Genomic DNA, 11,715 nt, shown 5'->3' on the forward strand with positions numbered 1-11,715 from the left:
TCCTCCTCAATTATTCTGTACTTTTATCCCACAAACCATGCCTTCTTTTATCTGCGCTTCCTGAAATCGTATACTCATTTCTATCTTGAATGAGGGCTTGTACCCCTCCGTAAAACATCGGATTATCGGTTTGTTTCACATCATATCCGTACGTTTTCAATCGATCTTTCACATCATTTTCAAGTTCTTTTTCAGAATATAGCTTGTCAGAATCAAAGATGACGCGGCTTGACTGCACTGCTTTATCAATCGATTGACCACTGTCAAAATAGTTGCCTAGCACCTGCGTTAACACCTGTGGAATTCGGTTCCCTCCAGGTGTCCCGATTCCCATTACCCACTCATCTTCACCGCGGATAATAGTGGGCGCTGTGAATGTACGTGGTCGTTTACCTTCTTCAATTTTATTAATGCCCTCACCAAAAGTACCAAGCGTGTTGTTTAAAAAGAAGCCTTCGATGTTTTTTCCACTTCCGAAGAAATTACTTAGCGTATTGGTTGTGGAAACAACCGTTCCTTCTTTATCTATTACAACAAAATGCGTTGTACTTTCGTGCTCTTCTACATCGCTAACTTTCGTTTTTTTCGTACGCGTTTCATTAATTTTATTTCCTAATAAACGAACGTAACGATCATCGATCCAGTCTTCAGGAGCTTGCTTAATGAAAGATGGATCAGCTACTTTATCTAATCGATCTTGATAAGACACTTTCGATATTTCACCTAGGTAGTGGTTAAACAAGCTTGGCTTTTCATTCTTTAGTTCCCAAATTTGTTCTTCATCAGCAAGCTTTAGCATTTGAATAAGCGTGACGCCTGAAAACGGCGGCGGAGCACTAATGATGCGATTACCTTTATAATTCGTTTCTAAAGGCTTTCGCTCTACTGCTTCATAATCGCGCAAGTCTTTTTTTGAAATCTCCGTCTCATCAGCGATTTCATCACCAATATCTCCGCGATAAAAAGCAGAAGCACCTTCTTCTTTAATCGTTGTAAGAGTCTTAGCTAAATCTTTTTGCTTTAAGACTTCTCCCGCTTCAATTGCTTCTTCATTCGGATAAAACTGCTCAAGCTCATCTTCATCTAAGTTTTTTTGATACGAAATCAACCTATCATGAAGATCTTGGTCCACTTTAAAGCCATCTTTTGCGTAAGAAATCGCAGGGTTTATTAACTCACTCATTGATTTTGTTGCATAGTTTTGGTGAATGTATTCCATCCCAGCGACAAAGCCTGGAACACCTTCTTGCTCATCTTTATCTGAATTCGGAGCAACTTCGCGGTAATCAATAAAGGTAGAATCTCCATCAGCTGGATCAATCAGCATTCCACCACCTCCACCGACACCGGAGCCATATGGCTCAACAACGCCTAGTGCATAGGAAATCGCAATCGCTGCATCAACAGCAGTACCGCCATTTTTCAGTACATCCATCCCCACTTTTGTTGCGTAAGGGTCGGATGTACTAACGGCATACTCTTTTTTGGGAAATAAAAATTGATACGCTACGACACTAATAATGAGAGAAAAGATGATAATGGCTACAAAAAGCAATTTTCGTTTTTTCATCATCTTTCATCTCCTTTAGCTGAATTATTGTTGTGTGTATGCTTCTTCTGTATTGTTAGCAGGAGCATCATCACTTTGGTTTTGACGTTCCTGCGATCTCTTCATTACGTGTGTGTGATCAAGTTTAATTTGAAACTTCTTATCCTCTTTTTCTAAACGACCTTCATTTGATGCGTACTTTGTTAAGTCGTTGTAAATTCGTTTCATGCGCCATGGATTATCTGTTGGCGTAGGACTACCTTCTTTAATAATCATCGGAATGACATCTACCGTAGCTTGGCCCTCTTTATTTAAGTTGTACTGAACCATCGCCGTATTTTTTGTACTTGACCAACCTTGGTCAAAGACAAAGTTTCCTAGACTATAGAAGATAATTGAACCATTATAAACATCAAATGACTGTAAAACGTGAGGGTGATGCCCGATGATGATATCCGCACCTGCATCAACCATTGCTTTTGCTAAGCCCTGTTGACGCTCACTAGGCTCTACATCGTACTCTGCACCCCAGTGCGCGTTTACAACAACTAAATCCGCATTTTCTTTCGCTTCTTGAATTGTTTCAAAAATAACATCTGGATCTGCATCTAAAATGCCTGGGTTATTCTTACCGGCCTTCATTCCTGCAACATATACGTCTGTGAAACCAACGGATGAAATCTTCACACCGTCTACTTCTTTATATGAAATATGTTTCGCTTCTTCTTTATTACGACCAGCACCGACATAGTTCATGCGGTTTTTTTCAAAAGATGCAAGCGTATCTTCTAGACCTTTTGTACCGTAATCCATCGCGTGGTTATTCGCTAGGTTTAATACATCAAATCCTGCATTTTTCATTGTTTTTAAATCTTCTTCTTCACTGTATAAGTGAATGCTTTTTTCAATCTTCTCGTAAGAATCTTCGTCGTTTGTTAAAATAGGAGACTCATAGTTTCCACTCACATAGTCAGACTCATCAAAGAAAGGCTGAACATTTCGAAAAACAAAATCTTCTCCGTGACGGCTCGTCACTTCTTTGATATGTCGACCCATCATAATATCCCCAACCATCGTTAAGGTGATATCATCACTTGACTCTTTTTTTGCAAGGTTAGGATCTTGAAGCGCATCCGAACGCTGAACCCAACCTGCTAGTGCCAAAACAAGGATTAAAATAGGTGTAAGGATAAGTGCTTGTTTTCCACTGCTTGGCTTCGTTCGTTTTATGAACATCAATACTTTTTCCTGAAAGTTTAGCTGCTTTTTCTTCACTGATGTTTGGCCTCCTTTCTTTTAACTTTTTATTAAAATAGGTAATAAATTTGCATTACACCAAACGTGATTCCACTTAGCAATACTGTTGTTCCAACCGTTAATGGTACACCTTGCTTTTGCATTGAGTTGGCGATTAATCCTGGTACGATAACTCCAATACCACGTAGCTCAAATACTTCAAATGGTAGGACAGGATAGAAATAATCAAAAATGACTTTAATTGCAATTCCTGTAATTAACATTGCGGTGAACTTACGACGTCCATATAAAATAACTACTTTTGAAATACCATAAACAACAATTACATATGTTAGTAAACTGATAACAAATACAACGACAATCATCATTGGCTGATCAAAGATAAGTGCCAAGTACCCTGGAACAATTAACCCTGCAGGTAGTACACCTGTTTTTTCCGTAAAAATTAAGCTGAGAGTTATCCCTAATACAAGGGCAATATATAAATCTGATCCGAACATGAAATGGCCTCCTAGATTAAACTGCTTTTTTCATCGTTTTCATTTCAATAATCGCTTCTACAAGTGGCTCTGCTGAACCATGAATATTTCCGACACCATAGACAATGCGATCTTTTAAATATGGTTTCATGCGCTCAAGAATTTCTTCTGTTGATGCACCTTCCATATCCCAGAACTCTTTCGTTGGCAACGTTCCTTTTGCATACGCATCCGCAATCGGTGAGGTTGTCTGACCAATTGCAATCATCACATCTGCTTCTATATAAGGCATTACGTCAACCGCGAATTGTTCTGTGCGATCGACACGGTCTGGACGGCAGTTCATGATAACAATCGGAAGCTTAGGGCTATAGTTCATAGAATCTACACGCTCCCAAATACGAAGTGTTGATGAAGCATCATTGGCTGCAAATCCATTTACTAAGAAAGCTGGATTACTTGTATCTCCAAACTTCGTAATTCTCATTGCACCTGGATCTGGCTGAGCGTTTAGCATTCCTCTCATTGCCGTTTCTTCATCAATGCCTAGTGCTTCAGCAACAGCTAAACCAATTGAAGCATTATCTGGGAATACCATGTAATCAAACTTACGTAAATACTCTTCAGAAATACGATCATTATCAGCAACGATTACTTTTGTATTTCGCTCCGCTGCAACCTTTTTGTAATACTCTAAATAAGGACCTTCAATTGTAACAAGGTGTCCATTATAAGGAATTGTCGCTAGGAAAGCTTGGGCAACTTCATCTAAAGTTGGCCCCATTACATCCATGTGATCCTTAAGTACGTTTACAATAACGCCCACTTTGGCTTGAATAAGCTGGTTTTGAAATGTAATTTGATAATCTGGCTGAACGGCCATACATTCACAAATAAGTGCTTCGGCTCCCATATCGGCAACTTCATTTACAACGCGTCGTTGCTCTCCAATATTTGGCCCTTCTTTACGACGGATAATTGGTTCTTCTTCTGATGTGTGCCAATAAATCATTCGCGCTTGGGTACCTGTTGTTTTTCCAACTGTTTTGTAACCTGCTTCTTTTACAATTCCTGTTATTAAACGCGTAACAGTTGATTTTCCTCGAATACCGTTAACATTTACTCGAACTGGAATTGAATGCAGTTTACGCAAATGTCTACGATACTCCCAAATGCCATAGCCTAGTAAAAATAAGCAGCATAGGACTATTAAGATCATCTCTTATCCTTCTCCTTCCAAAATAGCGTTGACCGCTAAAATTGTTAGCGTTCATCTGCGATTTCGTTTCTCTTCTCTTTATCTAATTTCATTTTTACGTTTGGGCTCGAGCACCAAATTCAACAGGTCTAAACCTACCACTCGCACGAAGAAACGGTCAATAGCTCAAACGATACATGTTTTTTGTATTGGTTATAAAAGGTCAAGGAGCTTTCACAACGCTGTCGTTTCCAAGCATTTTCTCTAGCATTCGTGACCATTCGCCTAATAGAAGCTCTTTAATCCTTTATTTTTTTTTATATTTTTTACACATTCACATTACGAAGATGCAATATCTTTAATACATGAAACATTCCTGTAATGTAAAACCCATAAAAAGATTACAAATGAATTTAATTTTACTTTTCACTCCATAATCTTTCTAATGTGATTGTTAAAATACTGATTTTTCACTAAAATGAGCATGTTCCTATAGTCATTAAAGAAAAAGTAAGATATATAATTTGATAGACTCATAAAGAGAGTAGTCAGAAAGGTTACACTGACTACCAAATTCACATACATAGACAAACTTTATAACCATTTCTGTTTTAGGAAGATAGATGTTCTTTTTCACGATTGAATTTTAAATATTTTGGGTATAAAGCTCGTAGTCAAATATAAATTGCATGACAGAGGTGAATAAATAATAATCGACACGGTGCTTTATTTTTCTTTTACTGCTTTATATATTGCCTTGTTAGGTTGGGGCTTATTTCTTTATAGAACGCGAACAAGTCATTCTTTTACATATTTTTTATTAGTCGTGATGCTAGGGCTCATTTATGACAACGGTTTATTAGCGATCGGCTTGTTTATTGGTGAAGGATCCACTCTTGAAACGCTAAACCTATGGAGATTTCTAGGTCATGCTTTCTTCACTCCTACTCTTGTACTTTTTGCTTTGGGTATTGGGAGGCATGCGAAACTGCAATGGGCTAAGAAAAACGTTACTCTTTATAGCTTTTTCCTTATTACCATTACCTTAATCGTGTATGAAATCACAGAGATTATGCATCAAACCCTTCAACCAGTCGTCGAATATGGCATACTTCGTTATACGCTAGTTGGCGCGCACAGTGGACCACCAATTATGGTTTTAATCGTGACGTTTATTTTACTTTTAGTAAGCATTTCACTTTTTCGCCATACTAAATGGAATGTGATGCTGATTGGAGTTGTTTTAATGATTGCAGGAAGTGCTATTCCACTTCCGATCGAGAGCGGTGCCGTAACAAATACATTCGAACTTATTTTTATGACAGCACTAATGATGACAATGTCAAAATTCCTTCTAAAAGAAGCAGGATAACTCTTGCTTCTTTTTTTCTAGTTTGATATAGTTTCCCCTACCGAACGTTAGGTAAATTGAAGAGTTATCTGATCGATTATTAACATCCATCTTTGAACAAGGAATTGCAGAAGGAACAATGCGAGACGAGAAAATTGACCGCTATATTAACAGCTTTTATTGCTTAGCGGATGGGTTATTTATTCAGCGCTTTTACTACGATCAAGAGCGCTATTCTACCAAAATAAAAGATGCTTGGAACGTTTTTTGGTTAGGAATTAAAAAGGAATAAAAGAATGTTAAAGGAGTTTTATCCATGGCTTGGATTTATTTAATTATTGCAGGTTTGTTTGAAATTGTGTGGGCAATGGGCCTAAAGTATTCAGAAGGCTTCACTCAGCTTTGGCCTTCTGTTGTAACCTTAATCGCAATTGTCATTAGCTTTTTCTTCTTTTCAAAAGCATTAAAAGACATTGCAGTTGGGACTTCTTATGCCATTTTTACAGGTATAGGCGCAGCAGGAACAGCCATCATTGGCATGGTTGCTTTAAATGAAGATGCGAGCTTAACCAGAATCTTTTTCTTAGTGTTAATGCTTGTTGGTATTGTTGGTATTAAGCTGGTATCGAGTGATGATGTAAAGGAGGAAGGCTAATATGGCTTGGATTGCTTTAATTGGAGCAGGAATATGTGAGGTTGGGTTTGTTATTTTTTTAAAACTGTCAGATGGTTTTAAGCGCCTGCTTCCTTCTATTGGGTTTAGCGCATTTAGCCTTGCCAGCTTTTATTTACTTTCCTTAGCTCTACGAGACATTCCAATCGGGACTGCGTATAGCATTTGGACTGGTGTTGGGGCAGTAGGAAGCGTATTATTAGGGATGTTTCTCTTTAATGAAAAGAAAGATTGGAAGCGTCTTTTATTTATCTCCTTTATTGTCATTGGCGTAATTGGGTTAAAATTCACTTCTTAACAACATAATCCATGCTATAATGAACTTGTATTGATTCTTTGACTAGGAGACGATGACCATGAACCTTGGTTTTGGAGAAATTGCGCTGATTGTCTTTGTTGCTTTGCTTTTATTCGGCCCAAAAAAGCTTCCTGAGCTTGGAAAAGCAGCAGGAAAAACGCTGCGAGAGTTTAAGCTTGCTACCAAAGGAATGATGGAAGACGATGAAGATGATAAGACAAAGAAAACACAAAAGCAAGTATAACCCTACTTCTTAGTCATAACGCATAAACAAAGCAGATGCCCATGTGGACATCTGCTTTTTATTTACTGCTTTTGCTGACCTTCTTTTAAGACAGTTTCCCAAAATCCTGGTGTATACTCAAAGCTAAATTTCTTTGCTGCTTGTACAATTTTAACATTCAGCTCTTGCTTAATATCTTCACGTTCTGAGGCGCATGCGGCTTGAGCTGCGCTCTTCACTTTCGGAGATAGCCTTTGCAGAAGCTCTTCAACAGCTTTTTCATCATCTTTTTTCACTCGTTCAATTAATTTATAAAGAGTTGTCATGTAACATCACTTCTTTCTTAAGTCACTTGAAAGATTTTCTATAGTTTCTTCCAGCTGTTTAATATTCGTTTCAACCCTCACTAACAAATAAAACGAGACCACAACAGGAAAGCCAACTTGATTAATAACGGATAACCATTCAACCATGTGCATCCCTTCCTTCTAATTGTTGTTTTAATCGCATAAGTGAGCTCCGATACTTAAATGAAATGGCCTGTGGAGAGACGTGAAAAAAAGAAGCAATTTCACCGTTCGTCCATCCTTCAACAATACGAAAATGCAGAATAAGCTGCTGCTTCCACGGTAAGGATACGAGCGCTTTATAAAGCGCTTCATCTTCGATTTGATTGCTTAAAAATGATCTATTCCACCAGTCCCGATCCACTACACCAAGCGTTTCGCCGTATGTTCGCTGTTCTTCTTTCACAACCGGCTGATCCAAGCTTTTTACATAGTGTGTCTTCTGATAAAGCTGCACTTTATCCCGTACAAAGTGCTTACACAACGTTGAAACATAAGCCAAAAAGCGAATTTCACTGTAAAACTGTTTGAATGCTTCATCTACTAACGACGCATATTGCTCGCTCTTGTGATGAAACGTCATTTGTAATAAGTCGTAGTGACAATCGTTTTTTAAAAAATTTTTTAATAAAGGAGAAGAAAGTGCTGCTCGATGTTTCCAGTAAAATGTAGAAAAAGATGTTTCTAAATACGGGGGGATAAGATGATGTACAGATTGATTAACCATGTAAGTAACCTCCTATTTTTTTAAATATAGTAGATAAAAAGGGGAAAGCTGAGAAAAAAACAACAAAACAAGAACATTTGTTCTTATTTATATTAAAGGATAGGTACACTAAAAGTCAAACTGTGGTTTTAAATCATGTTATTACCAATTAGTTAATTAAATATGTTAAAATATGGATATAAAAAGGGGTTACAATGACAAAAAATCTATCGTTCATGGGAAAAGTAACATTTTGGATTGGCTTCTTCTTTTTTGTGTTTAGCTTTTCTTCTCTTTTAGGAGATACCGACTTTAAAGAAGTAGTCCCTACTACTTCAATTGGGCTTATATATTTTTTACTTGATGGCGCTTTGCTACTTGGGAGCCGTTTATTTCAAAAATCAACAAAGAAGCAGAGGTGATTCCCCTGCTCCTTTGTTTGTATCTATTAGTTATCGTTTGGAAAAACAAGTTCCAGCTGACTACGAACCTTGTCCATCACACGCATTGTTGTATATGAATTTTCAAATGAGTTTACAGCTGATTCTGTTTCGCCGCTGTTTAACAAATCAATAAATTCTTTTACTTCATAATACATTGGCGGATGGCTTTGCTCGACTGTGAGTTCTTCTACCGACCCATCGTTGTAGCGAATTTCTACCTTTTCAGCAGTATGAATTTTATCGATAATCATGCTTCCTTTTTCACCTTGAATTTCGCTTGGCAGGTGTGAGTTTGTGATTTTAGAGTACATCACAACAGCGTCTTTATCATCATATGATAGGGCTACAGTACCTTCTCCATCAACACCTGACTCCAGCATCACTCCGGTTGCCTTAACTTCTTTTGGAGCACCAAATAATGCAATCAGCGGATATAAGCAGTATACGCCCAAGTCCATAAGAGAACCGTTGGCGAATTTAGGGTTAAAAGCGTTTAGCACAATGCCTTCCTTGTATTTATCATAACGAGAAGAGTATTGGCAGTAGCTCGCAAAGTAGCGACGAACGGGACCAATTTTATGTAGATTTTCTGCAATGACTTTAAAATTCGGAAGAAGCGTAGATTTCATTGCTTCCATTAATAAAACATTGTTGTTTTTTGCAGCTTGAATCATTTGCGTTACTTCCGTAGAATTGGCTGCAAGCGGTTTTTCACATAGAACATGCTTGCCGTTCTTCATGAATAGAATTGCTTGTTCAGCGTGATACGTATTAGGTGACGCAATGTAAACAGCATCGAGTTGATCGCTCGTAGCCATTTCTTCCAAGTTAGTAAACGTTGTGGTTACGTTGTATTTAGAAGCAAATTCCTGTGCGCGCTCTTCTGTTCTTGAGTACACAGCGGTTAATTTGAAGTCTTCTACGTGACTTGCTGCTTCTAATAATGATTCTGTAATCCAGTTTGTTCCGATAACGCCAAAACGAATCATTTTATTCACTCCTTTTTTACATATACGTCCTATTGTAGCCTGATTCAAATTAAAAGTGCAATGAAATCGTTTTAATATTTCACATTGAGAAGAATATGACTTTCTTTTCATATTTATAAAACATTCTCTTTGCTCGGTGTGATTTCCATTTCAGATTGTTCCCTTTCCGCAGAGCGAGCGCTGAGCTTCCTCGTATACTGCGGGGTCTCAGCTGTCTCGCTAGTCCCGCAGGAGTGGCTCATCCTTCATTTCAATCATGAGGCTTTTGAATAAGACAAATCTTTAATGTGATTACTCTCTCCACTTCCCATGATATCCTGATCTTTATGTTCACTAACACGTACTTTTCCTTTACATACGAAAAAAGCAAGTTGGCATATCGCCAGCTTGCTAGGTTTCGTCACTTTGTTCTTTTCGCTTACTGAGTCGTCCTTCTTTACGCACAGCTTCACGGAGTAAAAATTCAATGTGTCCGTTGACGCTTCGAAATTCGTCTTGTGCCCAGCGCTCTAATAGCTTATAGAGCTCAGGGTCAATTCGCAGTGGGAAACTTTTCTTTTTTGCCATTCCTTCTCACAACCAATTAGTATAAGCTACCTGTATTCACCACAGGCTGTGTTCCTCGATCTGAAATAATTGCGATCATCAAATCGTTGACCATATTGACTTTACGCTCTTCATCTAAATCTAGTATACCATCTTGTTCTAATTGCTCAACTGCCATTTGTGCCATTGAAACTGCGCCTTCAACAATTTTCTTACGGGCTGATAAAATAGCTGTTGCCTGCTGCCTTTGTAGCATGGCGCTTGCAATTTCTGTTGAATATGCTAAGTGCGTTAAGCGCGCTTCAATAACTTCTACACCAGCAACCTCAAGACGATCTTGCAGCTCTTTTGCTAATTCATCAGAAATTTCATCTGCATTTCCACGAAGCGTAAGCTCTACGTTTTCAAACGTATCGTAAGGATAACGCGTCGCTACTGCTCGAATCGCTGTTTCACTTTGAATCGCCACAAACTCTTCATACGAATCTACATCAAACACTGCTTTGGCAGAGTCTACTACTTTAAAAACAACAACTGCGGCAATCTCAATTGGGTTTCCTTCTACATCATTTACTTTTAACTTTTTACTATTAAAATTTCGAACTCGTAATGAGATGGTACGTCTAATTGTTAGCGGAACGGTTACGAACAAACCGCTGTTACGAATGCTTCCTAAGTATTTTCCAAAGAAAATAACAACTTGAGATTGATTCGGCTGTACAACCGTCACACCGGAAGCTAACAATCCACCAATAGCAATAAGCGGAAGTCCTATAAGCGGCACTTCTTGAATGAGCATAAAAACACCGCCAATGATGGCTACTAAAATCAACAGAATGCCCACAAAACCATTTAAAATCCACGCTTGACGCTCCTGCAAAGTAATCTCCCCTTTGTAATTATATCTTTTTCATATTATTATGATATCACTTTTAGAAATAAATGTAAATATAAAACTGGATAATCTAGCCTATCCTAAAAAATGCTAAGCTCTCTAAATTTAAGGAATGGATATCCTTCAGCAACATTGTTTTCACAGTCAATAAAACCTGAACGATTAAAGCTGAATTACTTATGTCCCAGCCTCATTATATGTATATAAAAATTATCGTTTATGCACTTTTTTTATACATCCGTGATTTAACAGGCTTTCTTATCAAGAAATAAGGGTTCCCTATGAATAAAAAGCAACGTATTTATACATTAAAATAATTAATTTCTATATTCTCTTATACATCATTTCCTATTAAGCCATTCGTAATTTTTCTAAAAGCCAAATGCATCCATTTAATTGCAGCTGTCATGACAACAATGACCATGATAATTTTAATAACCATTTGAATGAATCCATTTTCAATATAATTTTGCAGCATCTGACTACCGATATAAAAGCAACCGACTGCAAATCCAATGGTCATGATAAAAGTGGCAGCAACTCCAATACGCTGTTGCCAAGTTAGCTTTTCCACCACTTCTCGATTTGCCACGACAACATAAATTAAAACAAAAATAAATATTAATAGAGAAAACAAGTCTTCCATTCTAGTCGCCTCCCCTTCTTTATCCAAATTGTAACATATTAAGTTCTTTTTTGTAACTACTCAGATCCCTATCCAAAACCAATACAAATAGAGGTAATTGATCACGAATTACCTC

General features: G+C 37.7%; 17 protein-coding genes. 6 read left to right on the forward strand and 11 right to left on the reverse strand.

What is annotated here, in order from left to right; all coding sequences use genetic code 11:
* Positions 1-10 precede the first annotated feature (10 nt).
* The 4 genes from AC1UFB_RS12760 to pgsB are packed head-to-tail and all read right to left on the reverse strand — an operon-like array spanning position 11 to position 4,504.
* On the reverse strand, positions 11-1,570 hold the full coding sequence (locus tag AC1UFB_RS12760; protein ID WP_326046317.1) for a gamma-glutamyltransferase family protein: 1,560 nt from the start codon (positions 1,568-1,570) through the stop codon (positions 11-13).
* Between the two features lie 24 nt (positions 1,571-1,594).
* Complete coding sequence (locus AC1UFB_RS12765) at positions 1,595-2,824, reverse strand: CapA family protein (RefSeq protein WP_482589372.1); 1,230 nt, start codon at positions 2,822-2,824, stop codon at positions 1,595-1,597.
* Positions 2,825-2,856: 32 nt separating this feature from the next.
* Complete coding sequence (gene pgsC / locus AC1UFB_RS12770) at positions 2,857-3,306, reverse strand: poly-gamma-glutamate biosynthesis protein PgsC (RefSeq protein ID WP_025908234.1); 450 nt, start codon at positions 3,304-3,306, stop codon at positions 2,857-2,859.
* Between the two features lie 16 nt (positions 3,307-3,322).
* Complete coding sequence (gene pgsB / locus AC1UFB_RS12775; protein WP_482589373.1) at positions 3,323-4,504, reverse strand: poly-gamma-glutamate synthase PgsB; 1,182 nt, start codon at positions 4,502-4,504, stop codon at positions 3,323-3,325.
* Positions 4,505-5,204: 700 nt separating this feature from the next.
* Here pgsB and AC1UFB_RS12780 point away from each other — a divergent pair.
* The 5 genes from AC1UFB_RS12780 to AC1UFB_RS12800 all read left to right on the forward strand — a co-directional run bounded on the left by AC1UFB_RS12780 (position 5,205) and on the right by AC1UFB_RS12800 (position 7,049).
* Complete coding sequence (locus tag AC1UFB_RS12780; RefSeq protein WP_482589374.1) at positions 5,205-5,855, forward strand: hypothetical protein; 651 nt, start codon at positions 5,205-5,207, stop codon at positions 5,853-5,855.
* 118 nt (positions 5,856-5,973) lie between these two features.
* Entirely contained in the window at positions 5,974-6,126 is a 153-nt protein-coding gene (locus AC1UFB_RS12785; protein ID WP_156413456.1) for a hypothetical protein, read from the forward strand.
* A gap of 24 nt (positions 6,127-6,150) precedes the next feature.
* Positions 6,151-6,489 (forward strand): DMT family transporter, encoded by a 339-nt coding sequence (locus AC1UFB_RS12790; protein ID WP_025908237.1) that lies wholly within the window; start codon positions 6,151-6,153, stop codon positions 6,487-6,489.
* A 1-nt stretch (position 6,490) separates the two neighbouring features.
* Positions 6,491-6,805, forward strand: coding sequence for a DMT family transporter (locus AC1UFB_RS12795; RefSeq protein ID WP_025908238.1), 315 nt, complete (start codon positions 6,491-6,493; stop codon positions 6,803-6,805).
* A 58-nt stretch (positions 6,806-6,863) separates the two neighbouring features.
* Positions 6,864-7,049, forward strand: a complete 186-nt coding sequence (locus tag AC1UFB_RS12800; protein WP_025908239.1) for a twin-arginine translocase TatA/TatE family subunit — start codon at positions 6,864-6,866, stop codon at positions 7,047-7,049.
* 62 nt (positions 7,050-7,111) lie between these two features.
* Here AC1UFB_RS12800 and AC1UFB_RS12805 read toward each other — a convergent pair whose 3' ends face one another.
* The 3 genes from AC1UFB_RS12805 to AC1UFB_RS12815 are packed head-to-tail and all read right to left on the reverse strand — an operon-like array spanning position 7,112 to position 8,102.
* A complete protein-coding gene (locus AC1UFB_RS12805; protein WP_025908240.1) occupies positions 7,112-7,354 on the reverse strand; it encodes a helix-turn-helix domain-containing protein in 243 nt (80 codons plus the stop codon).
* Between the two features lie 6 nt (positions 7,355-7,360).
* On the reverse strand, positions 7,361-7,501 hold the full coding sequence (locus AC1UFB_RS12810) for a YvrJ family protein (protein WP_224840046.1): 141 nt from the start codon (positions 7,499-7,501) through the stop codon (positions 7,361-7,363).
* A complete protein-coding gene (locus AC1UFB_RS12815; RefSeq protein ID WP_025908241.1) occupies positions 7,494-8,102 on the reverse strand; it encodes a sigma factor-like helix-turn-helix DNA-binding protein in 609 nt (202 codons plus the stop codon). The genes AC1UFB_RS12810 and AC1UFB_RS12815 overlap by 8 nt, the downstream gene beginning before the upstream one ends.
* Positions 8,103-8,296: 194 nt before the next feature.
* Here AC1UFB_RS12815 and AC1UFB_RS12820 point away from each other — a divergent pair, with 194 nt between their 5' ends.
* Positions 8,297-8,503 carry a hypothetical protein gene (locus AC1UFB_RS12820; protein WP_100347247.1) on the forward strand — a complete coding sequence of 69 codons (207 nt, stop codon included), beginning with the start codon at positions 8,297-8,299 and terminating at the stop codon, positions 8,501-8,503.
* Between the two features lie 26 nt (positions 8,504-8,529).
* Here the strand turns inward: AC1UFB_RS12820 and AC1UFB_RS12825 are convergent, their stop codons facing one another.
* From AC1UFB_RS12825 to AC1UFB_RS12840, 4 genes are all read right to left on the reverse strand, one after another.
* The gene (locus AC1UFB_RS12825) at positions 8,530-9,513 is read right to left on the reverse strand and encodes a Gfo/Idh/MocA family protein (RefSeq protein ID WP_482589375.1); all 984 of its coding nucleotides are present in this window, start codon (positions 9,511-9,513) and stop codon (positions 8,530-8,532) included.
* Positions 9,514-9,903: 390 nt separating this feature from the next.
* Positions 9,904-10,080, reverse strand: a complete 177-nt coding sequence (locus AC1UFB_RS12830; RefSeq protein ID WP_035320136.1) for a type II toxin-antitoxin system antitoxin — start codon at positions 10,078-10,080, stop codon at positions 9,904-9,906.
* Between the two features lie 16 nt (positions 10,081-10,096).
* Positions 10,097-10,939 (reverse strand): SPFH domain-containing protein, encoded by an 843-nt coding sequence (locus tag AC1UFB_RS12835; RefSeq protein WP_482589376.1) that lies wholly within the window; start codon positions 10,937-10,939, stop codon positions 10,097-10,099.
* A gap of 349 nt (positions 10,940-11,288) precedes the next feature.
* The gene (locus tag AC1UFB_RS12840) at positions 11,289-11,600 is read right to left on the reverse strand and encodes a hypothetical protein (RefSeq protein WP_061785850.1); all 312 of its coding nucleotides are present in this window, start codon (positions 11,598-11,600) and stop codon (positions 11,289-11,291) included.
* Positions 11,601-11,715 lie beyond the last annotated feature (115 nt).

It is taken from the genome of Priestia sp. KCTC 13724 (assembly GCF_056820425.1).

What these genes read in the sequence shown, in the direction of transcription:
- AC1UFB_RS12785 (WP_156413456.1), top strand. Translation starts at nt 5,974, where the DNA reads ATGCGAGACGAGAAAATTGACCGCTATATTAACAGCTTTTATTGCTTA.
- AC1UFB_RS12825 (WP_482589375.1), bottom strand. Translation starts at nt 9,513, where the DNA reads ATGATTCGTTTTGGCGTTATCGGAACAAACTGGATTACAGAATCATTA.
- AC1UFB_RS12800 (WP_025908239.1), top strand. Translation starts at nt 6,864, where the DNA reads ATGAACCTTGGTTTTGGAGAAATTGCGCTGATTGTCTTTGTTGCTTTG.
- AC1UFB_RS12810 (WP_224840046.1), bottom strand. Translation starts at nt 7,501, where the DNA reads ATGGTTGAATGGTTATCCGTTATTAATCAAGTTGGCTTTCCTGTTGTG.
- AC1UFB_RS12790 (WP_025908237.1), top strand. Translation starts at nt 6,151, where the DNA reads ATGGCTTGGATTTATTTAATTATTGCAGGTTTGTTTGAAATTGTGTGG.
- AC1UFB_RS12815 (WP_025908241.1), bottom strand. Translation starts at nt 8,102, where the DNA reads ATGGTTAATCAATCTGTACATCATCTTATCCCCCCGTATTTAGAAACA.
- pgsC (WP_025908234.1), bottom strand. Translation starts at nt 3,306, where the DNA reads ATGTTCGGATCAGATTTATATATTGCCCTTGTATTAGGGATAACTCTC.
- AC1UFB_RS12830 (WP_035320136.1), bottom strand. Translation starts at nt 10,080, where the DNA reads ATGGCAAAAAAGAAAAGTTTCCCACTGCGAATTGACCCTGAGCTCTAT.
- AC1UFB_RS12820 (WP_100347247.1), top strand. Translation starts at nt 8,297, where the DNA reads ATGACAAAAAATCTATCGTTCATGGGAAAAGTAACATTTTGGATTGGC.
- AC1UFB_RS12840 (WP_061785850.1), bottom strand. Translation starts at nt 11,600, where the DNA reads ATGGAAGACTTGTTTTCTCTATTAATATTTATTTTTGTTTTAATTTAT.
- pgsB (WP_482589373.1), bottom strand. Translation starts at nt 4,504, where the DNA reads ATGATCTTAATAGTCCTATGCTGCTTATTTTTACTAGGCTATGGCATT.
- AC1UFB_RS12805 (WP_025908240.1), bottom strand. Translation starts at nt 7,354, where the DNA reads ATGACAACTCTTTATAAATTAATTGAACGAGTGAAAAAAGATGATGAA.
- AC1UFB_RS12760 (WP_326046317.1), bottom strand. Translation starts at nt 1,570, where the DNA reads ATGAAAAAACGAAAATTGCTTTTTGTAGCCATTATCATCTTTTCTCTC.
- AC1UFB_RS12795 (WP_025908238.1), top strand. Translation starts at nt 6,491, where the DNA reads ATGGCTTGGATTGCTTTAATTGGAGCAGGAATATGTGAGGTTGGGTTT.